At 45.4% G+C, this 23,744-nt stretch carries 27 protein-coding genes; 9 read left to right on the top strand and 18 right to left on the bottom strand.

Annotated features, from left to right (window positions below; all coding sequences use genetic code 11):
• The first annotated feature begins 61 nt into the window (after nt 1-61).
• Both AB9P05_RS03235 and AB9P05_RS03230 read left to right on the top strand, forming a co-directional pair.
• Nucleotides 62-835 carry an enoyl-CoA hydratase/isomerase family protein gene (locus tag AB9P05_RS03235; RefSeq protein ID WP_371907377.1) on the top strand — a complete coding sequence of 258 codons (774 nt, stop codon included), beginning with the start codon at nt 62-64 and terminating at the stop codon, nt 833-835.
• A complete protein-coding gene (locus AB9P05_RS03230) occupies nt 835-1,746 on the top strand; it encodes a histone deacetylase (RefSeq protein WP_371907376.1) in 912 nt (303 codons plus the stop codon). Before AB9P05_RS03235 ends, AB9P05_RS03230 begins: the two co-directional genes overlap by 1 nt.
• On the opposite strand, the gene AB9P05_RS03225 is transcribed toward AB9P05_RS03230, so the two are convergent.
• Both AB9P05_RS03225 and AB9P05_RS03220 read right to left on the bottom strand, forming a co-directional pair.
• On the bottom strand, nt 1,743-2,189 hold the full coding sequence (locus tag AB9P05_RS03225; RefSeq protein WP_371907375.1) for a GNAT family N-acetyltransferase: 447 nt from the start codon (nt 2,187-2,189) through the stop codon (nt 1,743-1,745). The two genes, AB9P05_RS03230 and AB9P05_RS03225, sit on opposite strands and share 4 nt — an antisense overlap.
• Nucleotides 2,189-3,157, bottom strand: a complete 969-nt coding sequence (locus tag AB9P05_RS03220; protein ID WP_371907374.1) for a PhoH family protein — start codon at nt 3,155-3,157, stop codon at nt 2,189-2,191. The genes AB9P05_RS03225 and AB9P05_RS03220 overlap by 1 nt, the downstream gene beginning before the upstream one ends.
• A gap of 91 nt (nt 3,158-3,248) precedes the next feature.
• On the opposite strand from AB9P05_RS03220, the gene AB9P05_RS03215 reads away from it, so the two are divergent.
• Both AB9P05_RS03215 and AB9P05_RS03210 read left to right on the top strand, forming a co-directional pair.
• Entirely contained in the window at nt 3,249-4,037 is a 789-nt protein-coding gene (locus tag AB9P05_RS03215) for an S-adenosyl-l-methionine hydroxide adenosyltransferase family protein (RefSeq protein ID WP_371907373.1), read from the top strand.
• Nucleotides 4,038-4,051: 14 nt separating this feature from the next.
• Entirely contained in the window at nt 4,052-4,348 is a 297-nt protein-coding gene (locus AB9P05_RS03210; protein ID WP_371907372.1) for a putative quinol monooxygenase, read from the top strand.
• 11 nt (nt 4,349-4,359) lie between these two features.
• On the opposite strand, the gene AB9P05_RS03205 is transcribed toward AB9P05_RS03210, so the two are convergent.
• The 6 genes from AB9P05_RS03205 to AB9P05_RS03180 all read right to left on the bottom strand — a co-directional run bounded on the left by AB9P05_RS03205 (nt 4,360) and on the right by AB9P05_RS03180 (nt 9,618).
• Nucleotides 4,360-6,387 (bottom strand): thioredoxin domain-containing protein, encoded by a 2,028-nt coding sequence (locus AB9P05_RS03205; protein WP_371907371.1) that lies wholly within the window; start codon nt 6,385-6,387, stop codon nt 4,360-4,362.
• The gene (locus tag AB9P05_RS03200) at nt 6,371-7,357 is read right to left on the bottom strand and encodes a GSCFA domain-containing protein (protein ID WP_371907370.1); all 987 of its coding nucleotides are present in this window, start codon (nt 7,355-7,357) and stop codon (nt 6,371-6,373) included. The genes AB9P05_RS03205 and AB9P05_RS03200 overlap by 17 nt, the downstream gene beginning before the upstream one ends.
• A gap of 70 nt (nt 7,358-7,427) precedes the next feature.
• Nucleotides 7,428-7,874, bottom strand: coding sequence for a 50S ribosomal protein L9 (rplI, locus tag AB9P05_RS03195; RefSeq protein WP_371907369.1), 447 nt, complete (start codon nt 7,872-7,874; stop codon nt 7,428-7,430).
• A gap of 30 nt (nt 7,875-7,904) precedes the next feature.
• Nucleotides 7,905-8,156 carry a 30S ribosomal protein S18 gene (rpsR, locus tag AB9P05_RS03190; RefSeq protein ID WP_371907368.1) on the bottom strand — a complete coding sequence of 84 codons (252 nt, stop codon included), beginning with the start codon at nt 8,154-8,156 and terminating at the stop codon, nt 7,905-7,907.
• Nucleotides 8,153-8,524, bottom strand: a complete 372-nt coding sequence (gene rpsF / locus AB9P05_RS03185; RefSeq protein ID WP_371907367.1) for a 30S ribosomal protein S6 — start codon at nt 8,522-8,524, stop codon at nt 8,153-8,155. The genes rpsR and rpsF overlap by 4 nt, the downstream gene beginning before the upstream one ends.
• A 170-nt stretch (nt 8,525-8,694) precedes the next feature.
• Entirely contained in the window at nt 8,695-9,618 is a 924-nt protein-coding gene (locus tag AB9P05_RS03180) for a chromosome segregation protein SMC (protein WP_371907366.1), read from the bottom strand.
• Nucleotides 9,619-9,724: 106 nt separating this feature from the next.
• Here AB9P05_RS03180 and AB9P05_RS03175 point away from each other — a divergent pair, with 106 nt between their 5' ends.
• The gene (locus tag AB9P05_RS03175; RefSeq protein ID WP_371907365.1) at nt 9,725-10,327 is read left to right on the top strand and encodes a methyltransferase domain-containing protein; all 603 of its coding nucleotides are present in this window, start codon (nt 9,725-9,727) and stop codon (nt 10,325-10,327) included.
• Here the strand turns inward: AB9P05_RS03175 and AB9P05_RS03170 are convergent.
• Together AB9P05_RS03170 and apaG are read right to left on the bottom strand one after the other, a co-directional pair.
• Nucleotides 10,299-11,096, bottom strand: coding sequence for an O-methyltransferase (locus tag AB9P05_RS03170; RefSeq protein WP_371907364.1), 798 nt, complete (start codon nt 11,094-11,096; stop codon nt 10,299-10,301). The two genes, AB9P05_RS03175 and AB9P05_RS03170, sit on opposite strands and share 29 nt — an antisense overlap.
• Before the next feature lie 10 nt (nt 11,097-11,106).
• A complete protein-coding gene (gene apaG, locus AB9P05_RS03165; RefSeq protein WP_371907363.1) occupies nt 11,107-11,493 on the bottom strand; it encodes a Co2+/Mg2+ efflux protein ApaG in 387 nt (128 codons plus the stop codon).
• A gap of 120 nt (nt 11,494-11,613) precedes the next feature.
• Between apaG and ung the strand changes: the two genes are divergently transcribed.
• Nucleotides 11,614-12,276 carry a uracil-DNA glycosylase gene (gene ung, locus AB9P05_RS03160; protein ID WP_371907362.1) on the top strand — a complete coding sequence of 221 codons (663 nt, stop codon included), beginning with the start codon at nt 11,614-11,616 and terminating at the stop codon, nt 12,274-12,276.
• Between the two features lie 56 nt (nt 12,277-12,332).
• Here the strand turns inward: ung and lepB are convergent, their stop codons facing one another.
• The 6 genes from lepB to AB9P05_RS03130 are packed head-to-tail and all read right to left on the bottom strand — an operon-like array spanning nt 12,333 to nt 17,269.
• Nucleotides 12,333-13,448 carry a signal peptidase I gene (gene lepB / locus AB9P05_RS03155; RefSeq protein ID WP_371907361.1) on the bottom strand — a complete coding sequence of 372 codons (1,116 nt, stop codon included), beginning with the start codon at nt 13,446-13,448 and terminating at the stop codon, nt 12,333-12,335.
• A gap of 25 nt (nt 13,449-13,473) precedes the next feature.
• Nucleotides 13,474-14,181, bottom strand: coding sequence for a 4-hydroxy-tetrahydrodipicolinate reductase (gene dapB / locus AB9P05_RS03150; RefSeq protein ID WP_371907360.1), 708 nt, complete (start codon nt 14,179-14,181; stop codon nt 13,474-13,476).
• Nucleotides 14,178-14,885, bottom strand: coding sequence for a DUF5683 domain-containing protein (locus AB9P05_RS03145; RefSeq protein WP_371907359.1), 708 nt, complete (start codon nt 14,883-14,885; stop codon nt 14,178-14,180). Before AB9P05_RS03145 ends, dapB begins: the two co-directional genes overlap by 4 nt.
• Nucleotides 14,882-15,802, bottom strand: a complete 921-nt coding sequence (locus AB9P05_RS03140; RefSeq protein ID WP_371907358.1) for a ParB/RepB/Spo0J family partition protein — start codon at nt 15,800-15,802, stop codon at nt 14,882-14,884. Before AB9P05_RS03140 ends, AB9P05_RS03145 begins: the two co-directional genes overlap by 4 nt.
• Nucleotides 15,803-15,805: 3 nt before the next feature.
• On the bottom strand, nt 15,806-16,579 hold the full coding sequence (locus tag AB9P05_RS03135; protein WP_371907357.1) for a ParA family protein: 774 nt from the start codon (nt 16,577-16,579) through the stop codon (nt 15,806-15,808).
• Nucleotides 16,580-16,588: 9 nt separating this feature from the next.
• On the bottom strand, nt 16,589-17,269 hold the full coding sequence (locus tag AB9P05_RS03130) for a metal-dependent hydrolase (protein ID WP_371907356.1): 681 nt from the start codon (nt 17,267-17,269) through the stop codon (nt 16,589-16,591).
• Between the two features lie 89 nt (nt 17,270-17,358).
• Between AB9P05_RS03130 and AB9P05_RS03125 the strand changes: the two genes are divergently transcribed.
• The 3 genes from AB9P05_RS03125 to AB9P05_RS03115 all read left to right on the top strand — a co-directional run bounded on the left by AB9P05_RS03125 (nt 17,359) and on the right by AB9P05_RS03115 (nt 19,940).
• Nucleotides 17,359-19,044, top strand: coding sequence for an ABC transporter substrate-binding protein (locus AB9P05_RS03125; protein WP_371907355.1), 1,686 nt, complete (start codon nt 17,359-17,361; stop codon nt 19,042-19,044).
• Between the two features lie 173 nt (nt 19,045-19,217).
• Nucleotides 19,218-19,379 carry a pinensin family lanthipeptide gene (locus AB9P05_RS03120; RefSeq protein ID WP_371907354.1) on the top strand — a complete coding sequence of 54 codons (162 nt, stop codon included), beginning with the start codon at nt 19,218-19,220 and terminating at the stop codon, nt 19,377-19,379.
• Between the two features lie 390 nt (nt 19,380-19,769).
• Entirely contained in the window at nt 19,770-19,940 is a 171-nt protein-coding gene (locus AB9P05_RS03115; RefSeq protein WP_371907353.1) for a hypothetical protein, read from the top strand.
• 248 nt (nt 19,941-20,188) lie between these two features.
• Here AB9P05_RS03115 and yidC read toward each other — a convergent pair whose 3' ends face one another.
• Nucleotides 20,189-22,021, bottom strand: coding sequence for a membrane protein insertase YidC (gene yidC / locus AB9P05_RS03110; RefSeq protein ID WP_371907352.1), 1,833 nt, complete (start codon nt 22,019-22,021; stop codon nt 20,189-20,191).
• Nucleotides 22,022-22,058: 37 nt separating this feature from the next.
• Nucleotides 22,059-23,693, bottom strand: coding sequence for a CTP synthase (locus AB9P05_RS03105; RefSeq protein WP_371907351.1), 1,635 nt, complete (start codon nt 23,691-23,693; stop codon nt 22,059-22,061).
• Nucleotides 23,694-23,744: the final 51 nt, after the last annotated feature.

Below are 23,744 nucleotides of genomic sequence, written 5' to 3'. Positions count from 1 at the left end.
GTCAAGGCGCCTGACCAGCCTCTAGTGCTCATAAAATTGACCAAACATTAATACCCCCCTCATGGAATTTATAAGCTTCGAAGAGAAGGACAGGATAGGTTACATTACACTCAATCGCCCTGACAAACGAAACGCGCTTAACTATCAGGTAGTGGGTGAGCTAAAAGAAGCCTTTGATATGGCTGCTGCCAGTGATGATACTAAGGTGGTAGTGCTCCGGGCAAATGGAAAGGCTTTTTGTGCTGGAGCTGATCTGGCTTACATTCAACAGCTTCAAAAGAATACTTTCGAGGAGAACCTTGAAGACAGTAACCACCTCAAGGAGCTGTTTTATAAAATATATACCCATCCCAAGGTTGTCATAGCTCAGGTGCAAGGGCACGCAATAGCGGGTGGCTGTGGGCTTGCTACTGTGTGTGATTTCTCATTTACTGTTCCCGAGGCCAGGTTTGGCTATACCGAAGTACGGATAGGATTTATTCCTGCTATCGTAAAGGTATTTCTAATCAGAAAGATAGGGGAGATGAGAGCCAAAGAGCTGTTGCTGTCAGGTGAATTGATAACTGCGGAGCGTGCTGAAGAAATAGGTCTGATTAATAATGTGGAATGGGGGGAAGATTTGCAGGAGGCTGTACACCGCTTTGCCACAGGACTAATCACGAATAACAGCGGACAGTCTATGGAGCTCACCAAAAAGATGATAGCTGAAGTACAATCGATGAGTCTGGAAGATGGCCTGAATTATGCGGCTGAAATGAACGCAAAAGCCAGAGCCACAGAAGATTGTCGTAAGGGGATAAGCTCTTTTCTGGAGAAAAAGGAATTGAACTGGTAATGCAGGGCAGCTTTAGACTCGCCTTCTCAGATAAGTATTTGTACGAACTTCCGGAAGGCCATCGCTTTCCCATCATCAAATACGAATTGGTTAAAGAGCAGCTCCTTTATGAAGGAGTTGTAGAAAAAAGCCAGCTAATAGATCCGGGCCTTGCCTCTGACGAAGACATCCTGCTTGTACACCAACCGGAGTACTGGGATGAGGTTTCCTCACTGAAACTTTCGGAAAAAGATCGACGGAAGATTGGTTTGCCCCTTACAGAACTGTCAGTAAATCGCGCCAGGAATAGCGTAGCAGGTACTATTGCCGCTGCCGGTTGGGCCCTGGAGGCTGGACTTGGCATTAACCTGGCCGGAGGAACACACCATGCCTATGCTGGACATGGCGAAGGGTTCTCTGTACTTAATGATATTGCTATTGCTTCCATGAGCCTGCTTCAGAAGGGTAAAGTGCAGCAGGTACTGGTAGTTGACCTGGATGTTCATCAGGGTAATGGCACCGCCCATATATTTCAGAACGAGCTCCAGGTATTCACCTTTAGCATACACGGAAAAGATAATTATCCACTCAAAAAAGAAAATTCAGATCTGGACCTGGCTTTGCCTACTGGCACTGGAGATGATCGTTACCTCGATGTGCTGGACTACCAGTTGAATAAGATACTCAGAAAGGTACAGCCTGATATAGTTTTTTATCAGGCAGGTGTAGATGTACTGGCCACTGATAAGCTTGGAAAGCTGGCACTGACGAAAAATGGGTGTAGGCAACGGGACGATCTTGTGTTTCGCTGCTGTATTCGCAATAATCTGCCCGTAGTCGTTACCATGGGTGGAGGCTATAGCGAACGGGTGGCAGATGTGGTAGATGCTCACTGCCACACCATCAAATCGGCTCTCAGTTTTTTTGGTTAACCCTGGTCAATGGCGGTGGCCATGGTAAAGTGCTGTATACCACACTCTTCAAACATCTCGCCTTTTTTCTTAAATCCAAAGCGGGCATATAGGGGCATGGCTTTTAGCTGACTGTGCAAATACAGTGTTCTGCCTTTTGCCTCAGGGTGTTGGCTAATATTATCCATTACAGCCTGTACTAGTGCTGCACCAACCCCCTTACCGCGGTATGGCTTATCTACAGCAAAGCGTTCCAGTTTTATGCCCTTTTCAGTAAATCGCCAGCGAGCCGTTCCTGCGGGTTTGCCATCAGCCATGGCAAGAAAATGAGTAGAGGTATCCTCGAATTGATCGTATTCATCTTCTCGGGAAACCTCCTGCTCTTCTACAAAGACACGCTCACGAATTGAAAACACATCACTGAGCTGGTCGGGTGTATTGGCGTGGACTACTTCTATCAGCATTACTTTGTATAAGGCTTTTTGACTTCCTGATCGGCTATGTCGTAGGCTTCAATTATTTCCTTCACGAGTTTGTGACGTATCACATCCTTTCCATCCAGTTCTACAAAGCCGATACCATTCACATTTTTCAAGATGTTAATGGCCTCGCGCAGCCCGGATTTCTGATTTTTGGGTAGGTCTATCTGGGACTGATCACCGGTGATGATCACCTTAGAGTTAGGTCCCATACGTGTCAGAAACATTTTGATCTGCATAGGAGTCGTATTTTGTGCCTCGTCCAGCAGGATAAAGGCATTATTAAGTGTACGACCCCGCATATAAGCCAAAGGGGCAATCTCTATCACCCGGTTTTCCTGGTAATACCGCAGTTTTTCAGCAGGTACCATATCATCCAGCGCATCATAGATAGGCCTTAGGTAGGGATCTACCTTTTCCTTTAGGTCTCCGGGTAAGAAACCAAGATTCTCACCAGCTTCCACTGCCGGCCGGGTAATGATGATCTTTTTTACTTCTTTGTTTTTGAGGGCTCGTACCGCCAGTGCTACAGAAATGTAAGTTTTACCTGTACCGGCTGGCCCCAGTGCAAACACAAGGTCATTCTTCCGTGCGGCCTCTACCAGACGAACCTGGTTGGGCGTTTTAGGCTTAATTACAAACCCCTTAGTTCCGTAAATCAGCGCTTCTTCTTTCCCATTCGATTCAAGGGCCTGGCGCTCGTCTTCTTCCAGGTAAGTTTTGACATTGTCCTGTGTGATTTTGCCATACTTATTGTAATGGGCCACGAGGCTATTAACAATATCATTGATCTTCAGGATTTCCGCGGTGCTACCCTGGATCCGGATCTCATTGCCGCGGGATATAATCTTGCTTTTAGGGAAGGCCGATGCGACCTCTTTGATGTTTTGGTTTTCTACGCCCAGAAAATCAATCAGTGATACATTTTCCAGGGTAATAACTTTTTCTACCAAACGCTTCTCCTTTAAGTTGTGTGTCTTTTATCCGTGCGAAATTTAGCTATTTTTGCCATAACAAAAATATAGAAATTATTCCATTGCTTCTATGGCTCTAATCACATTTATGTCGGATTTCGGAACGACTGACCACTATGTGGCTGCCGTCAAAGCCAGAATCCTGCGCGTGAACCCGAGCTTACAAATCATCGACATAAGTCATCAAATAGAACATTGTGATATGGCTCACGGTTCGTTTGTGTTGCGTTCTGTATTCAGAGACTTTCCTGAAGGCAGTGTGCATTTGGTGGCTGTAAATAGCCTTGGGCAGCCTGGTGATGTTTATCTGGCCATGAAGCTGGAAGAACATTACTTTGTAGGCACTGATAACGGACTCCTGAGTCTGGTAAGTGATCGTCCACCCCAGGGAGTAGTTGATCTTTCTCACTTCAATGACGCGGATGGCAATTTCCCTGTTCGGGATGTACTGGCAGAGGCTGCTGCTAAATTAGCCAGTGGAACCCCTCTGGATACGCTCGGCCCCAGAAAGGAAGAGATCAAGCGGTTTACACCCCGTCATTCCCGTGCTACTAAAAAGCAAATTTCCGGTCATGTGGTACGAGTAAATCATAGTGGTAATCTTATTACTAATATCGCCTGGGACGATTTCTCAATTCTTTCCAGAAACAAAAGATATAGCCTTCACTTTGGCCGCGAAAGCCTGAACCGGGTGAGAAATAAGGCAAATGAGGTCGAAGGTGGAGAATGCTATGCTGTATTTAACAGCCTAGGGCTGTTAGAAATCGGTATTAGTAAAGGTAATGCTGCCGAGCTTCTGGGCTTGCACCATGATAGTGTGGTAAAAGTGATATTTGAAGAAAATCCTGCAGACAATTAAAAAAGTGACCTGCCATGTTGATACGAATAGTGAGGATGACCTTTCAGAAAGATAAAACAGAGAGCTTCCTGGAGGTATTTAATGAGAGTAAGCAATCCATTAGGCACTTTCCCGGCTGTCATCACCTCACCCTTATGCAGGACTGTAATGATCCTGCCGTTTTTATTACCTACTCACACTGGGATGATGAGCATGCTCTGAATGCTTATCGCCATTCAGAGCTTTTTGCAGAGGTATGGGCTGCCACCAAGGCCCTTTTTTCGGCTAAGCCTGTGGCTTTCAGTATGCAAATACACACTGAGACAGACTAACCCTTCATCCGTTACCAGGCCTCCCTTATCACCTTAACAGCATCTTCCACAGTATACACAGGTTGTTTGCACGCCTTGTTATAGCACACAAATACTGTCGTTTTGTTCAATCCCGTTCGGCCATTAAGTAAAGGAACAGCGCTATCATCGGTAGTGCCTGCCACTACCTTATTAGGCAGATAGTACTTACTCAGCTCCCTGGCAAACGTCTTTGCCTCAGGTCCAGATATCGCCACCTCAGCTGTTGGGTAGCTCATTTTGACGGCAAGTGCTGCCCAGTTCGCCATGTATTGGCTTTCCTGTCTCGTTATCTTGCCTGCTTTAGCAGTCATCTTTTCCGCCGTTTCCAGGTAATTGGGGCTTTCCATTAACAGTCCCAGTGAATACAAATTATTCGCCATAATACTGTTGCTGGAAGGAATCACATTATCAAATAATTCTTTCTTTCTCGCTATAAGAGATTCCGCATTTTTATCTGTAAAGAAAAATAGCCCTTCATTAGTGTCATATAAGTTCTGAAGGGTATAGTCAGTAAGACGAGAAGCAACAGTGAGGTACTCTTCCGAAAATGTCACCTCATATAGTCTGATAAATCCTTGGATCACCCCTGCGTAGTCTTCAAGGTAAGCGTACAGGCTTCTTTTTCCTTCCTTATAGTTTCTGAATAGGCGGTCTCCCTCCATCATCTCTTTTATGATAAAGTGCGCATTCCTCTCAGCTAGCTCCAGGAATCTGCTCTCGCCAAAAACCTCGTAGGCATCAGCCAGGCCCGTGAGTGTAATGCCATTCCAGCCGGCAAGTATTTTATCATCGGTACCCGGTCTTATCCTCTTATTTCGGGCTTTTAAAAGTTTTGCGTTTATTTCTCCGATTGCCTTTTGCAAGCTCTCTATGTCCATACCTGTTGCAGTGAGGCTTTCAGCTATATCTGGCGCACGATAGGGTATGTTTTTACCATCTTCCCAGTTCCCTGTTTTTTTGATATGATATAGCTGCTTAGCCAGAGAGGCATCGTTTCCGAGTAAGTTATCAAACTCCTGCTCTGTCCAAACGTAAAACTTTCCTTCTTCACCTTCACTGTCAGCGTCCAGAGCAGAGTAAAAGCCTCCCTGTGGCGATGTCATTTCTCTCTCCAGCCACTCTACAGTCTGGTATACTACCCGCTTATAGGTCTCTTTTTCAGTTGCCTGATATCCTTTTGCATAGAGGCTTAGAAGCTGACCGTTATCGTATAACATTTTTTCAAAATGCGGAATAAACCATTCCGCATCTATCGAGTAGCGGGCAAATCCCCCGCCTACCTGATCATAGATACCTCCTGCTGCCATATGATCCAGGGTAAGGACAAACGCGTTCAGGGCTTCCTCATTACCACTCCATGCATAGTATTGAAACACAAATTCCCATATGCAAGGCATAGGGAATTTCGGGGCTTTATTCATGCCTCCTCTCTCCGTATCCAATCGCCCGTTAAGTACTGCAAACATGTGATGCAGATCTCCGGTAGCAATCACGCCCTGCTCCTCAGTCAGTCCATACTTGGCTACTTCACTGTGGTTAAGCTCCTTAGCAAAATTTTCTGCCGAATCACGAATCTGATCATTATGATCCCGGTATGCTGTTGCAATCTGGCGGCAAACAGAGGCCCACTGGGCCGGAGGGAAATATGTGCCGCCATAAAATGGCTTTTGATCAGGCGTAAGGAAAACATTTAATGGCCACCCACCCTGCAGGCCCATTGTTTGTATCGCATCCATATAAATCTGGTCCACATCGGGTCGTTCTTCCCTGTCTACCTTTATACAGATGAAAAACTCATTCATAATGTCTGCAATGTCCTTGTTTTCAAAAGACTCGCGTTCCATTACGTGACACCAATGACAGGCAGAATACCCCACACTCACAATGATCGGTTTATCCTCAATCCGTGCTTTTTCCAGTGCCTCAGTACCCCATGGATACCAATCTACCGGATTGTGAGCATGCTGTTGTAAATAAGGGCTTGATTCCTGTTTGAGTCGGTTAGTGTCCGTATTCATTTAATCGCTTTTCGAGTTCGGCTATCTCCTTAGATGTATCGGCGTAAGATTCTAAGCCTTTGAGCCTGCCAATAGTTTGATTGAGAAATGAAATATGCTCTTTTGATCCGGGATTTAGTGGCCGGTGGGCTAATGCACTGCGGATTTTACTCCATTCCCTGGCAAAGTTCCGACCCTCTTCCGTAAATGTAGTATGTGTAAATATATCCCAGATATATTGTTCAGCCTGAGATGTTGGGTGCAGCATGTCTTCCCTGTAAAAGCGATAATCCCTGAGGTCATCCATCATTATTTCATATGAGGGAAAGTACCGTATATCAGTATACTTTGTGGCCAAATAGTGCGCCGCCAATCTTAGCGTGGATTTGCTTACTGTGTTAAGGGTAGCGGTATCTTTAATATGACGGATGGGACTTACAGTAACCGTGATGGCTGGGTTCAGGTCATGATCTTTTAGGCATTTTAGCAGGTTGTTCAGGCTGCCTTCCACTTCCGGCACGCTTAGCAGTTTTTTCTCAAAGGTAGCGGCGGGCACCTTATGACAATTAGCCACGGCCTGGCCTGAGGTGAGGTGATAATACACAAATGCTGTTCCCAGCGTCAGGATCAAATGATCTGTATTTCTTAAAAACTTCCCGGTTTGTTGCAATGCCTTATTACCTGCATCAAGTAACTCTTCCGGGTACTGGCTATGAAAGCTTGAGTGCAGGTCATAGTGAAAATAAAGTCCGTTTCTTTCAATAAGGCCGCTTTCACTTAGGGAGCTTCCGTTAAGAGAGCTGCATAGTAATTTACTTATTGACAGGGGATTGAACAGCACCCCAAAAGGATTAGCTAGGGTAGGGAATTTATAGTCCTGAAGCCGTAGCCCCATGCAGTCAGCAAAGCATGAGCCTATACTAAGTATACGCTGACCGGGGTGTATGGGGCTTGGGGCCGGACCGGGGTGTACTTCTGTTCTTAACCTCATGGTGCTACTCCCTAATGTAACAAAAAAGGCGCCCATCAGGCGCCTTTTCTATATTGTGATGAGCCGAATATTATTGGTCGGCTACTACTTTGAATTTTACTTCAGGCTTCACTTCACGGTGAAGGTCTACAGTGGCAGTGTACTCACCTACAGACTTCACTTCGCTATTGAAGGTGATCTGCTTACGATCGATATCAAACCCTTTATCTTTAAGGGAGTCGCTGATCTGCAGTGTAGTAACGGCACCAAAAATCTTACCGCTTTCACCTACTTTAGCTTTCATTTCAAGCTCCAATTTTTCAAGTTTCTCAGCTACCGCTTCAGCATCCTGCTTCAGTTTTTCGGCTTTGTGAGACATCTGGCGAGCATTTTCCTCAGCCAGTTTTTTATTGGACTTGTTGGCTATTACAGCCATACCGCGGGGGATAAGGTAATTACGACCGTATCCGGGCTTTACCTCCACGATATCATGCTTGTAGCCGAGTCCAGATATATCTTCTTTCAGTATTACTTCCATGATCGTCGAATATTTTCCGGCGTTTAAAAATTACTTAAGCGAGTCAGTTACATAAGGAAGAAGGGCCAGTGTGCGGGCACGCTTCACGGCCACAGCCACTTTTCTCTGAAACTTTACGCTTGTACCGGTGATACGGCGGGGAAGAATCTTACCCTGCTCGTTTACAAACTTTAAAAGGAAGTTGGGATCTTTATAATCCACATACTTAATACCGTGCTTCTTGAAGCGACAGTACTTCTTCTTTATTTCGTTGCGGTTGATAGGTTCGTTCTGAAGTGTCATGATGCAGCCTCCTCTTTTTTATCTTCTTTTTTGTTGAAATCACCCTTTCTTCTTCTTTCGTTAAACTCGATCGCATGTTTGTCGAGTGCCAGGGTGAGAAAACGCAGAACTTTCTCGTCGCGTCTGTATTCAGTTTCAAGAGAGGCGATAAACTCAGGATTAGCCTTGAACTCAAAAAGGGTGTAGAAACCAGTAGACTTATGCTGGATTTCATAAGCAAGCTTACGGAGTCCCCAAGTCTCTTCATTTACGATTTCGGCACCACCCTCTTTAAGAATGTTCCTGAATTTGTCGACAGCATCCTTCATCTGAGTATCAGACAAAACGGGAGTCAAAATGAATACTGTCTCGTACTGTTTCAATTCCATTATAACAGAAAATTAATGTTTTGTCATTGAGCCTGCAAAAATAGCACTTATTTCTCGTTTCCACAATACCAGATGCCAAATTAAGACCAGGGCTTCATTTTGGGGGCATTTATCAAATGAAAGAGGCTTTGCCGGCAGACAAAACCTCTTTCAATACTTTGATGATGAGATTATTTTACCAGAAATTCGCTCTCACCAATCACGTAGTCATCGGCAAATATCTCTACGCGGTAGTTACCATCTGTATACTCACTGCCCTTGTCGTATACAAATACGATCTCCTGCTCAGTGTTATCGAATAGTATCTGCTGGTTGGATGTAAAGAAAGCCTCGCGGCCATTATACATAAAGGAGCCACTGCCCTTAGCCACGTCAAAAATAACGTTGCCATCCGGATCAATTACTCTTATCTTAATGTCACGGCCTCCCATAGGAGCCACATCGTTGCGCTCCAGATTAAAAGAAACCTTAAGCTGCTCTACCTGGCGGTTTCTAAACTCACCTTCACGTTCCTTTCCGCGGCTATTTACCCCGTATACCTTCACGTTCTCAGCCTTTAGCCTGCTGGCTACTTCTACCTTCTCTGCCTGCTTTTTCAGGTTAGAGGAAAGTGTGGAAAGACTATCAGATAGCTGATTTTGCGTTGTTTTTAACTCAGTATTCTGGTTAAGCAGCTCATCATTTACTGCCTTAAGCTTTACAATCTCTTCGTCCTTTGCTTTCAGCAGTTCCTCATAGCCGCCGACCTTATTTCTTAGACGGGCGATCTGTGCATTGGAGGCTTTCCTTAATTGCTCCCGTTCCTGTTCGAGTTGGTTTCTGGCCTCTTCAAGCTCTTCAACGTCCCCGCCAAGTTTTCTAATCTCTTCTATTTTCATGTCCAGCTCATTGCTGATAGACTCCAACCTGGTTTGCAGTGCTGCCTTTTCATTAGACATCTCTGTCATATCAGACTTGAGCGCTTCTTCTTCCTGTTGGTTCAGAAAGAACTGAACACCGTTGATAATTAGCAAAATAGCGGCTACTATTACAAGGATTACAATCTTTCCCTTACCGCTCTTTTTCTCAGGCTTTGCTGATTTATTATCTGTCATGATGCTAAAAATTTTCAGACTTAATTAACGCGAAAGTATAAAATTAGTTCCGCCTAAAGATGTATTGAGCTGTTTTTATCCTTAAAAAATACCTATTTTTTTATTTATGCAGGAAGATATCCAAAACCTTGATTCTACCTACTGGACTAACCGCTATGATCAACAAGAAACCCAATGGGATGTGGGAACGATCACGCCTCCTCTGAAGGCTTACTTTGATCAATTAGATAACAAAGATATTTACATATTAATCCCTGGGGCAGGAAATGCCTATGAGGCAGAGTATTTGCATGAGCAAGGCTTCCGAAACGTTCAGGTAGTGGATGTATCTGCTGTGCCACTAAAAAATCTAAAGTATAGAGCACCCTCCTTTCCTGATGAACACCTTATTCTTAAAGACTTCTTTGACCTTGAAGGAAGTTATGACCTGATCGTAGAGCAAACGTTCTTTTGTGCACTAAACCCGGCATTGCGCACTTCATATGCAGAAAAGATGAATGAATTGCTACGTCCCGGAGGAAAGCTTGCCGGGGTTCTTTTTGAAGACACGCTCTTTACCGACCATCCTCCTTTTGGTGGTTTCAGAGAGGAGTACGAAGGCTATTTTAAATCATATTTCGACTTTCTGCACTTCGAGCGCTGCAAAAATAGTCTCCCGCCCAGGCAGAACAGAGAGCTTTTTATCGAGCTACAGAAGCCCGTGGCATAGCCATGGCGTAAGACAGTCGGTAGGGGAGAGGCGTTATAAACACGACTCCTACATCCAGCAAATCTGCAGTAGCAGTTGCCTCAGGCCGCGATTTTATTTCCTGCCAGGCCCGCTGCATCTCTTTACTCCATGAGATATCGCCTATGACTACCACAGAGCCACTGTGCAGGTAGGGTCTGATCATATCAAAATAGGAGAGAGTAGGGGCATACTGGTGATTTGCATCAAGGTAAGCCAGGTCGATTTGGCCAGCTTGATCCAATATATCAGGGAGGATATCGTCAATGTTACCCACGTGGAGATCAATGGTTGAGACAGCAGCTTTGCTAAAATTTTCCTGAGCAATAGCTGCTGTTTGGGGGCAGCCTTCTACCGTAAATAGATTGGCTTCCGGTCTGGCTGAAGCCATCGTGAGTGCAGAAAAGCCCAGCGAGGTGCCAAGCTCCAGTATGGTATCTGAGTTTAACCAACAGGTTAGATTTAGCAATAGCTGGCGTACCGGTCGGGTGCTAGTACTGTTTTTGGCCAGGGTAGCTACTGTTACCTCATTACCATGTGCTTTAGAGCCGGCACCAAGGTCATTTCTGTTTATTATCCGGCCATCTTTTTTTGCCTGCACTATCAGCGAATCAACTGTTTCAGGGAGAGGTCTGACTTTTTTCGGCCGTATTACCTTATTATAAAACTGGAAAAACAAGGGGGAGTGCAGGCTGTGAGCATCCACTCTATGCAGCCAGTGCCATAAAAATCGATAAGCAGGGTCGAACATTGGCAAATTACTAGTTCATGCGGAAGGGGGCCACCATGGTGAACTCGGGTATGGTCACTTTAAACTGCTTACCATCTACCACACGCTCCATCAGATAAGTGCCATACATTTTTCCTACGCCGGATTTGAGGTTGCAGCCGGAGACATACTGGTGAGTCTGTCCCGGTTCCAGTACAGGCTGCTGTCCTACTACCCCCTGACCTTCCACCTCACGTACCGTGCTGTTAGCATCATGGATAAACCAGTGCCTTCGCAGAAGCTGAATGGTGTATTCGCTGCCGTTTTCTATTGTGATACGGTAGGTAAATACAAAATGCATCTGTGACGGACTAGAGTATTCCGGTTGATATTCCGTCACTACACTTACTTTAATGCCTTCGGTTATTTCCCTGACCATGAATTGCTGCTTATATACAGGTTACTGATCTTAAACATCAAAAATAATTATAAGTTTCCATACCATTTCGCTATAATCCCGCCAAAATAATACATTTCATATCTGAATAATCAGCTGGACATGGATGTCAGGATGGAATCCTCCTGGAAGGAGAAACTAGCCCCCGAATTTGATAAGCCTTATTTTAAAAGCTTGGTATCCTTCGTAAAGGATGAATATAGCCAGCATACGGTCTATCCCCCTGGCAAGCGGATCTTTGCGGCCTTTGATCACTGCCCTTTTGAGCAGGTGCGCGTAGTTATCATCGGCCAGGACCCTTATCATGGCAAGGGCCAGGCTAATGGACTCTGCTTTTCAGTAAAAGACGGTATCCCAATGCCGCCCTCTCTCGTCAATATTTTCAAAGAGATCAAGGCAGACTTAGGGAAAGAGATACCTCCGACGGGTAACCTTGAGCGATGGGCGGACCAGGGGGTGTTATTACTTAATGCCACGCTGACTGTTCGTGCCAATACGGCGGGCTCACACCAGAAAAAGGGCTGGGAGGAATTCACTGATGCAGTGATAAGAACCGTCTCTTCTGAAAAACAGGACGTTGTTTTCCTTCTTTGGGGAGCCTACGCACAAAAAAAGGGGGAAATCATAGATGAAAACAAGCACTGTGTACTTAAGTCTGCTCACCCTTCGCCCTTTGCGGCTAACCGGGGCTTTTTTGGTAATCGCCATTTTAGTAAGGCTAATGCTTACCTGGCGGAAAAGGGTCAGCCTCAGATAAACTGGTAATAAAAAAGCCTGTCCGGAGGAAGCGGACAGGCTATGTTTTTTTTACCCCGCTGGGGTTATTCAATCTTATTGAAGATGCGACTCCAGCGTACTTTGTTGAAGAAACTTTCATTTTTGTCCAGCGATAGCCAGATGAAGGCCGCTTTACCTACAATATGATCTTCCGGCACAAAGCCCCAGAAGCGACTGTCTTCTGAATTGTGACGGTTATCCCCCATCATGAAGTAGTAGTTCTGGCGCCATTTGTATTCTGTTATCTCCTCGCCATTTATATAAAGCTTATTCTCAGAGATACGCACATCGTCGTGCCCTTCATAATTAGCTATAGTACTGCCAAACTGGGCAAGCATTTCGTCATTGACTTCCATTGTTTCACCCATGGCTGGAATTGCCAGAGGGCCGTACCAGTCAGGGTTCCAGGCATAACGGCTTGGGTTGGGAAATATATCTCCTGCCAGTTCTCCCTCCTTAAAAGGGTAGCGCTCAACTGAGCTTACATTTGAATAATTTCTGAGGGCTTCGGCATTTTCAGGTTTCATAGCCGCCAGGTAGCCTGCCTGCACTGTCATGACATCTTCCGGGTTTACCTCTACCCGGTCCCAAACCTGGTCAGGAAGGCGACCGCTCTTGGGTACTATGATGTACATAAACTGCATGCCTTCAGGGTTTTCTGCCGCTTTACCGTCGATGTAAACCTGGCCATCTTTGATCTCAAGAACATCGCCAGGCATGCCTATCGCCCTTTTTATATAGTTCGTTTTCAGATCTACCGGGTGCTCCATCTCTTTTGGGTAGTTGAACACGATCACGTCATTGCGGGTAATCTCAGAGAATCCGGGAAGGCGATACTGAGGCAGCTGTAGCCAGTCTACATAGCTGGGAATGTCAGTAAACCAAACTGTCTGATGGGTCAAAGGTACCTGCAGAGGGGTCTTAGGAGTACGCGGACCGTAATGAATTTTACTTACAAATAAGAAATCGCCTACAAGCAGGCTGTTTTCCATAGAAGGGGTAGGTATGGTGAACGCTTCCAGAAACAGCCATCTGATGATGGTGGCAGCTATCACCGCAAACAAAATTGCATCGGCCCACTCCCGGGTTTGGGATTTTTTTTTCTTAGGCTTACTGCTTGTTTGTCCTTCAGCCTTTCCTTTTTTTGTCAAAATGCTCATCAGATCTGAGATTTAAGCTGCCGGATTAAAATGGCAACATATCATCCATACCAAATACTCCCTGTCTGCCGCTGAGCCATTCAGCCGCAACTACTGCACCCAGTGCAAAGCCTTTACGGCTATGAGCCGTGTGCTTTATCTCGATGGAGTCTATGTCAGATGAATAGGTAACGGTGTGAGTACCCGGTGTCTTGTCTATCCGCAATGAGGAAATTCCCAGTGCGTCTTTTTCCTCCGTAGTTTCGTTTACCCAACGGCTTTTTTGCTTTACACGTTCAATGATATCTTCTGCCAGAGTAATGGCTGTGCCGCTGGGAGCGTCTTTTTTCTCCGTGTGGTGTACCTCTTCCATTTCCACATCATACCCCTCTTGCTGACCCATGATGTCGGCGAGGTAGCGGTTTACGCGGAAAAATATATTAACACCGATGGAGTAATTAGAGGCATAAAAAAAGGCGCCATTGTGTTTTTCGCAAAGAGTAGCCACGTCGTGTTGCCTCTCCAGCCATCCTGTCGTTCCTGATACTACGGGTATCCCCCTTTCAATAGCAAAATGGATGTTGTCGAAAGCTGCATCCGGCTGGCTAAACTCGATAGCCACATCTGCCTCACCTTTCCAGGCATTTCTTTCTTCCTCGCTATTGAGTGCACCGGTAATGGTATGGCCTCTTTCTTTTGCTATCTCTTCGATAGCATGACCCATTTTTCCATATCCGATCAGGAGAATATTCATTTGTCTAAGATAATTGTAAGTCCCACTCCAGCAAACATGATGCCGTTATTTCCTCCCACAGGTTCAAAGCGCATGGAAATATCTTCGCTTACATCGAACTCCTGCAGGTGCGCATCCACGTGCGCCTCTACTATATTCAGCAGATACCACACGCCTGCAAGTATCATACTGAAATCTCTGTTACGCCTGAAAAGGTCCGTACGGCGTCTCAGAGAGGCTTCGCTAAGAACTCCCTCAAAAGGATTCACCGTAGAATCATCACCGTCAATTTCTGCGAAAAGAGCGGCACGGAATTCCTGGTAGTTCTCATTATTGTAATTGATAAGGTATCCGAACATGGCAAATCCTCCGTAAATGACGGGGACTTTCCAATATTTGCCATTGTAAACCTGTCCGAGTCCGGGCATAACGGCGGACAGTAACGAGGCTCGTCCGGGGATTTTTTTGTTCGGTCTGAGGCTGATCAGGCCTACCTCATCTATCGACCTGTTTTCCATGTGCTCATACACAGGCCCGGGGGGAACCGTATCATTCAGAATGATGATCTCGGCATTCTGTACGGAGTCTTCCTCATAGGCGGGTAGAGGGTTTGAGCTGCGGACAGTGTCCGGTTGCTCAGTAATAACCTCCTGTGCCCGGGCCGGTATGGCTATGAGATAGGCTATAGACAGGGTAAATAAGATAACCGCCCCGTACCGGATCATTGTTCTTCAAGGATTTCAAGAATACGATTCAGGTCTTCCGCCGACACAAAAGGGATCTTAATCTCTCCTTTTTGCTGATCGTCTGCCTTTACCTGCACACGGGTGCCAAACCGGCTACTTAAGCGGGTCTGTAGCTGACGTATTTCGTATTCCTGCTCAGGGTTTTTGCTTTTTTCCGGTGCCTTTTTGGGTTCTCCCCCTGACATGGCTTCCCGTACCAGGGCCTCTGTTTTCCGGACGCTGAGCTCTTCGCGAACCACCTTATTAAATAGGTGTAGCTGCTTATCTATATTGTCAATGTTGATAAGGGCACGGGCATGACCCATACTAAGCTTACCGTCTCGAAGAGCAATTTGAATATCCGGAGGCAGGCGCAGCAGGCGCAGATAGTTATTTACTGTAGTACGGTTTTTACCTACACGCTCACCCAGTTGTTCCTGCTTCAGGTCGCACTCGCTTATAAGCCGCTGGTATGAGAGGGCTATTTCAATGGGGTTAAGGTTTTCCCGCTGAATGTTTTCGATAAGTGCCATTTCCAGCATCTGCTGGTCGTTAGCCTTTCGAACGTAAGCAGGTATGCTCTCTAGTCCCGCTTTTTTAGAGGCCTGAAAGCGACGCTCACCGGAAATTAACTGAAAACGGTCCTTATCCAGTTGCCTTACAGTAATAGGCTGGATAATTCCCTGAGTCTTTATAGACTCTGCCAGTTCCTGGAGGGCATCTTCGTCAAAATGCACACGAGGCTGGTAGGGGTTGGTTTCAATATGTGTAAGGGGAATCTCATTAATGGAACCTACCTCACCGCCTTCACGGCCGGAGCCACGTTCTTTTCCCTTAGAAGTATCGCTGTCTTCCAGGAGGGCTCCTAATCCTCTTCCCAATGCATTTCTACGCTTAGTCGGCTTCTTATCACTCATCTGCTACTGTTCCAATCCATTCTGTTCCAGTATTTCCCTGGCAAGGTTAAGGTAGCTGATAGCTCCTTTACTTTCTGCATCGTGGGCAATAGCCGGAATACCGAAACTGGGCGATTCACTTAGTTTAATGTTTCTGGGTATCAGGGTATCGAATACCATGTTTTTAAAATGCGTCTGTACCTCTTCTACCACTTGGTTGGAGAGACGAAGACGCATATCATACATCGTTAGCAGAATACCTTCTATCTCCAGGTCAGGGTTTAACCGGGACTGGATAATCTTAATGGTATTTAGCAGTTTGCCCAACCCTTCCAGGGCATAGTATTCACATTGCACAGGTATGATCACTGAGTTAGCCGCTGTAAGGGCATTAATCGTGATAAGACCTAGTGAGGGAGAACAGTCGATAATGATAAAGTCATAGTCATTCTGTAAGTCTTTTAGCGCAGCCCGCATTTTTTCTTCACGGGATTGCAGATTGACCATTTCTATCTCAGCACCTACCAGATCAATATGAGATGGCAGGAGGTAGAGGTAGTCTATATCAGTTTCAAGTATAATCTCCTTCGGGTCGATATCATCGACCATACACTCGTAAATACTGGTTTCGATTTCTTTCGGGTTGACCCCAACACCAGAGGTAGAGTTTGCCTGCGGATCGGCATCGACGATCAGCGTTTTGTATTCTAATGCAGCTAAACTGGCTGCAAGGTTCACAGCCGTTGTGGTTTTGCCTACTCCACCTTTTTGGTTGGCAATCGCTATCGTTTTACCCATTCACACTTATTATATAGTAATACTTTCACCAATCTGCATCAAAGTTAGGTCTTTTTTGCCATTGGCCGCGATATTTTTTGCCTGTTCGTGGTCGATTTTTATGTAAGGAAAGGTATCGTAATGCATACCTATGATTTTCTCCGTATTTACAAACTCTGCAGCCTTGACAGCATCATGGATGTCCATCGTGAAATTATCACCGATAGGCATGAAAGCAAAATCAATTTTGAATTGCTCAGCAATCAGCTTCATATCCATTGTCAGTGCGGTGTCTCCGGCGTAGTAGAAAGTATCTTTTTCGGTCTGCACCACAAAACCTGCCGGGTTGCCAGCGTAGCTACCGTCCGGAAAGCTGCTTGAATGGATTGCACTGACCATTTTTACCTTTCCGAAGTCGAACTGCCAGCTACCCCCGTGATTCATCGGCTGTGCGTTTTCCACACCCTGTTTTTGGAAGTAACCAACCACTTCGTAAGTACTTATTACCGTGGCTTTTGTGTTTTCATAAACCTTCATAACGTCAGCAATATGATCTTCGTGTCCGTGCGAAAGGAGTATGAAATCAGCCTCCACGGATGATATTTCGATATTACTGGCTAGTTCATTTGGCGTAATAAACGGATCAAAAAGTAATTTATGGCTTCCTGTATCTACGAGAAAGCATGAGTGACCGTAGTAAGTTATTCGCATAAATGGGTTTTTATTTATTCAAAAATAGGCCAAAATTTAGGTCGGATTTATAGCAAAGATAGAAGTTTCATTCCAAAATCGACAGCATTATGTTGAGACAATTTCTATTGTCCGTGGCCGTAGTGGGGTTTTTAGCGTCATGTAGTAGCAGTGGCGGAACCGACCGTGAGGACGCAGGACAAAAAAAAGTATTTAGGTATAATCAGGCTGAGGGCATTAGTTCCCTCGATCCTGCTTTTGCCCGTAACCAGGCAAATATCTGGGCTACCACCCAGATGTTCAATGGCCTGTTCGAGCTTAATGAGGATCTGTACCCGGTAGCCAGCCTGGCTGACACCTGGAAGATCAGCGAAGACGGTACTACTTATACGTTTCGTATAAGAAAAGGTGTCAACTTTCATGACAATGAAGTATTTGAAGGAGGTAAAGGCCGTGAGATAAAGGCTGCCGACTTCGTTTATTCATTTAAAAGAATTCTGGATCCTGCTACCGCGAGCACTGGCGCGTGGATCTTTAATGACAAAGTTAAGCGTGACGAAAACGGAGAGATCGCAGAGGACTGGATCGAAGCCGTGGACGATTACACCTTAGTATTGCGTCTCGAAAAGCCTTTCGGTCCTTTTCTTGAGATTCTTACTATGCCTTACGCTTTTGTAGTACCTCAGGAGGCAGTGGAGAAATACGGCAAAGACTTCCGTACCCATCCTATTGGTACCGGACCTTTCGTTTTCAAAAGCTGGGAAGAGGGTAACAACCTGATCCTTCTGAGAAACGAAAACTACTGGAGAAAAGATGAAAATGGGCGTCAGCTTCCTCACCTGGATGCTGTACAGGTTACGTTTATCAATGACAAGAACCAGGAGTTTATGACTTTCCAACAGGGCAAGCTTGACTTCATGAGCGGTAACCAGGCCGACCTGACAGAACAGATCCTTGCTGAGAACGGTGAAGTAAAAGAAGAACTGAGAGAAAAGTTTGTCGTGCAGAAGGTGCCTTACCTGAACACGGAGTACATCGGTTTCATGATGAACCCTGATAAGTACGAGAACAAAAATCACCCTCTTCTTAATAAAGACTTCCGTAAAGCACTTAGCTCTGCCATCAATCGTGAGGAGATGATTAGCTACCTGCTTAACGGACTGGGTACACCTGGTACCAGTGGTATCGTGCCTGAGGCCTTGCCGTCATTCAGCCGTGACAAAGTAAAAGGATACACATATGACCCTAAGAAAGCTGCTGAGTACTTGAAAGCAGCTGGTTTCCCTGAGGGTAAAGGTGTGCCTGAGCTTACTCTTCATACAACTATTCAGAGTAAGCCCATCATTGAGTACCTGCAAAAGCAGTGGGAAGCTATCGGCGTGAAGGTAAACATTGAAATTAACCAAGTGGCAACTCACCAGGAAATGGTAGATAACGGTAAGGTGGTATTCTTCCGTGGTAGCTGGTTGGGTGATTACCCTGATGCTGAAAACTACCTGTCAATGTTCTACAGTGGCAACTTCGCTCCTGCCGGTCCTAATAAGACTAACTTCAGCAACAAGGCATTCGACGATCTGTATAATAAAGCGCGTTACGAAAGCGAAGGCTTTAACAGGGTAGATATGTACCAGGCTATGGACAACATCATTGTTGAAGAAGCTCCGATTATCGTATTGTTCTATGATGAAGTATTGCGTCTGAAACAAAATTACGTAAAAGGACTTGAGCCTAACCCGATGAACATTCCTCGTCTGGAGCGTGTAGACTTTGCTTCTCAGGACCAGCCGGTCATGTAAGAGTATAATTATTAGTTCAGGAATTAGCTTAAAACCCCGACGTAAGTCGGGGTTTTTTGTTGTGTTTTAGCTTTTGTAGAATTATATTTTACCACATTTATCGGTAGTAAAATAATTACTTGCATTACCGGTAGATCACATACAAGTTATAATTCGTAGTAACTAATCACATTATGAAAAAGAAACAACTCACTCTCAATGAATTAAAAGTGAAAAGCTTTACTACTGCTGATAGCAGACATGTACGTGGCGGGCTTGAGCGAATAGCAGAAGTTGATGGTAGCATAGCAAACTGCGAGACAGACTGCATAGGGCGCTATTGCGATCCGGCGTGATAAGAAGAACCTCCTAAAAGGCAGGCCTTAGAAAATTTACGAGCCAGTGTGAACTGGCTTTTTTTATTGCCTATAGCCTGGAATAATTTGTATGGTTTGGCTCGGAGGTTAGGATTTTTCCTATTTATGATGCGGGCTGATTTTCATAATTGCTTGTCTGTTTTAAAAGAAGTAACTTTTGTAGTTGTGAAAAGGTGGTAATAAGACTTGACCAGTAAGGCTATTAATCTTAGTTGCGATTATTCTAAATTAGCTCTTATAAGTTACCTTTATTCAGTCTCCTTTCTCATGAGGAGTGAGAAGAACCAATCAGCGATATGCTAGCCTGGCAAGCAAGTATTTTTATGAGAAATCAAACTTCATTTTAAACCATAAATAAATTTACACCCTATGAAAAAGCAGAAATTAAACCTTATAGAAATCAACTTGAAAAGCTTTAGAACGGCTGCTATGGATAATATCAAAGCAGGCCTTAAAGCAGATGCTATTAACCCCAGTATGCTGGATTGTCCTACCGAGCAGTTTGGGGGGTGCCCAAATACTGTACTGGTTAGCGGATAATAAGCCCTTTTACGCCATCAAATGAGAAATTAAAAGGCCGGTCCCATCCGGCTTTTTTTATTGGGTAGCTGCCGGCGACTATACAATAAATTATAGAAGGCTTATCACGCATAAGCTATTGCACTCTTTTGATGTTGAGAACAGACAGAAGACAATGTACTATTAGATGGCTTATTATACGCGAGGGTAAAAAAAGAGGCTGCCTTGTATCAAAACAAGGCAGCCTCTTTTTTATTAGAGGAAAGCGCTTAGCGCTTTCTTTTCTTTTTATCATCCTGCTGCTGGCGGCGGGTTTCCTCTGCTTTTTTCATAGCATCTTCAAGTCTGGCCTGGAAGCCGGACTTCTTCTTAGTACCTGCCTTGCGCTTGTTCTCCTCAAGAATAGCCCTGATCTTATCGTCATCTACAAACTTACGGATAAGAGGCTGCTGGATCATGGTTACTACGTTACTTACAAAGTAGTAGAACGTAAGACCTGCAGCAAAGCTATTAAGTACGAAGAAGAACACCACTGGCATGATGTAACCGATGTTCTTCATAGGGCCCTGTACCGTGCTCATCTGCTGGTTAGTATAGGTGTAGAGCAGGGTAGAGGCTGTCATAAGCAATGCAAAGAGACTCAGGTGGCTGCCAAACATGGGTATGTCAAATGGCAATTGAATGAGTGCGTCGTATGTAGAAAGGTCGTTTGCCCACAGAAAAGGCTCCTGCCGTAACTCTATCGAGTTAGGGAAGAAGTTAAACATGGCCAGGAGTATGGGTAGCTGCAATAACATAGGTATACACCCACTGATAGGGTTGATACCTACCTTCTGATACAACTTCATCTGTTCCTGCTGTTGCTTTTGCATGTCATCACCGTACTTCTCCTTTAGCTCGTCAAGTTCAGGTTTCAGGACTTTTGTCTTAGCCATGCTTATGTAGGACTTGTAGCTGAGAGGCAATAGCAGTATTTTGATGATCACCACAAGTATGATGATGATAATGCCATAGCTACCGATGTAATTCTCCAGGAACTGGAAGATCGGTATGATCAGAAACTTATTAAACCAACTGATAATACCCCAGCCCAGGTCCACGTTTTCGCTAAACCCGTCTGTTACCTTCTTTAATACCTGGTAGTTATTAGGTCCGTAGTAGAAGTCGAAGTTTACAGGTGCATTGAGCTGATCAGCCGGGTAGGTAAGTTTTACCTCAGCTGTTTTTACCACATCGTTAGAGGAGGGAATGGAAAGATCCACCTGGGTACCGGGGGCAAAAGCCTTCTCGGCAATAATGGCTGAAGTAAAGAACTTCTGCTTCAGACCGATCCATTTTACAGGCTCGTCCAGCATTTCAGATACTTCATCATCCACTACATTCTCACCAAAATCCTCAAAGTCACCCTCTGCCGTGTAGTAGTTAACCTTCATTTTCTGGCGGCTCTCCTCTATGCGCCGCTCGTAACGACCCAGCTCATCCATCCAGCTAATTTGCAGGGGAGAGGTACCCAGTGCGGCTGCACCCTCACCCATCAGGCTGTAGTTAATGACATAACCATCTTCCTGAAGAGAATAAACCTGGGTTATCGTCTTGCCATCGCCCGTATTAAGAACGTAAGCGATGCCATTTTGCAGTGAGTCTACTTCAGTAGGTTCAAAGTAAAGATCACGTAAATCTATCTGACGGCCATTCTGATTCATGACCATACTCATTTTGCTGCTTTCCGGGGTTACCAGGTATAGTGGTTTATCATCCCAGGTGGTATAATTTTTAAGCTGTACACGGTTTATGCTACCGCCTTTATTGCTTAAGGTTACTTTTACCAGCTCATTCTCGAGTACTGTTTCGGCTTCCGTACCTTCCGTAGCGGCAGCAAAGTTGCCATAGCGGCTACTCATACGCTGTCTTCGCAGCGAATCGTCCTCTTCAGAGAGCTGCGTTTCTTCGGGCGCCGTAGTGGTGGTGGAATCTTCCGTCAATTCTGTCTGAGCCTGCTCCGGCTGTTGCACCTGCTGTTCCGGGTTACCGCTGAAAAACCAGAAGTAAGCCGCAAGTAGCAGTGACATCAGCAGCAGTCCGACTGCCTGATTCTTATCCATTCGTCTATTGCGTAATACTATAAATTAAAGTCGCTATTTACTTATTGTCCTTACTCTCCTTGTCTTTTTTATACCCGATGGCGGCTTTAATAAAGTTCACAAACAAAGGGTGGGGAGTAAGCACCGTGCTCTTTAGCTCCGGATGAAACTGTGAGCCTACGTACCACGGGTGGTCTTTCAGCTCGATCATCTCCACAAGGCCGGTATCAGGGTTTTTACCAGAGGCGATCATGCCGCCTTTTTTAAAGTCCTCCAGGTAGGTATTATTAAACTCGTACCGGTGACGGTGTCTTTCCGTCACAGAGAACTTGTCATACGCCTGATAAGCCTTAGTGCCTTTATTCAGACGGCAAACATACGCCCCTAGTCTCATGGTTCCGCCCATTTGCGTAATATTTTTTTGTTCTTCCATGAGTCCTATCACAGGATGGGCCGTCTCCGGGTCCATTTCCGTAGAGTTTGCCCCTTCCAGATTGAGCACGTTTCGGGCAAACTCGATTACGGCGCACTGCATGCCAAGGCAGATGCCAAAGAAGGGGATACGCTGCTCCCTAGCTATCTGTGCCGCAATTAGTTTACCTTGGATGCCACGCTCACCAAACCCTGGTGCCACGAGTATGCCATCCATGTTAGCTAATAGTGAGAGTACGTTTTCGCTAGTAATCTCTTCACTATGCACCCACTCCAGGTTCACGCGGCATTCGTTTTCCGCTCCGGCATGGGTAAAAGCTTCTGCTATAGATTTATAGGCGTCCGGCAGTTCTACGTATTTACCTACAAGTGCAATTTTTACTTCATTGGTAGGGTTTTTATGCCTTCCGAGAAACTCCTTCCACCTGTCTATGTCAGGTTCTGTTTTGTTGCTAAGCTTTAGCTTTGATAATACCCTTTCATCCAGCTTTTCTTTTCTCATCAGGATGGGTACATCGTATATCGTTTCCGCATCCAGTGCTTCAATGACCGAATTGATATGCACATTGCAGAAAAGCGCCATTTTTTTGCGGATATCCATGGGAAGGCGATGCTCGGAACGGCACACAAGTATATCAGGCTGGATACCGCTTTCCAGAAGCTGTTTTACGCTATGCTGAGTAGGCTTGGTTTTCAGCTCACCGGCAGATTTGAGGTAAGGGACGAGAGTGAGGTGTATCACCAGGGCGTTATTAGCGCCCAGGTCCCAGCGGGCCTGTCTCACGGCCTCTATAAAGGGGAGAGACTCAATGTCACCCACGCAGCCCCCTATTTCCGTAATCACAATGTCATAGTCGCCTGTTTCGCCCAGGCTAAAAATACTCCGCTTGATCTCGTCAGTAATGTGAGGTACCACCTGCACGGTTTTACCCAGGTAATCACCCTTTCTCTCTTTTGTGATCACATTATAATAGATGCGGCCTGTGGTCACGTTATTTGCCTGAGAGGTAGTGATGTTCAGGAATCGTTCATAGTGTCCGAGGTCCAGGTCAGTTTCGGCCCCGTCATCGGTTACATAACACTCGCCGTGCTCATAAGGGTTGAGCGTACCCGGGTCGATATTAATATAGGGGTCGAACTTCTGGATAGTGACTTTCAGCCCTCTGGCCTGGAGTAGCTTGCCCAGAGATGCAGAAATAATGCCTTTGCCTAATGATGATGTTACGCCGCCGGTAACAAAGATGAATTTGGTGTTGCCCATAAGGAGTTCTGAGTGTGAATCGCGCTTATGGGATACAAAGGTAAAGAAATA

It is taken from the genome of Roseivirga sp. BDSF3-8 (genome assembly GCF_041449215.1).
Taxonomy (GTDB): domain Bacteria; phylum Bacteroidota; class Bacteroidia; order Cytophagales; family Cyclobacteriaceae; genus JBGNFV01.
Note: the sequence above shows the minus strand (reverse complement) of the source record. Positions and strands in the feature narration are given on the sequence as shown.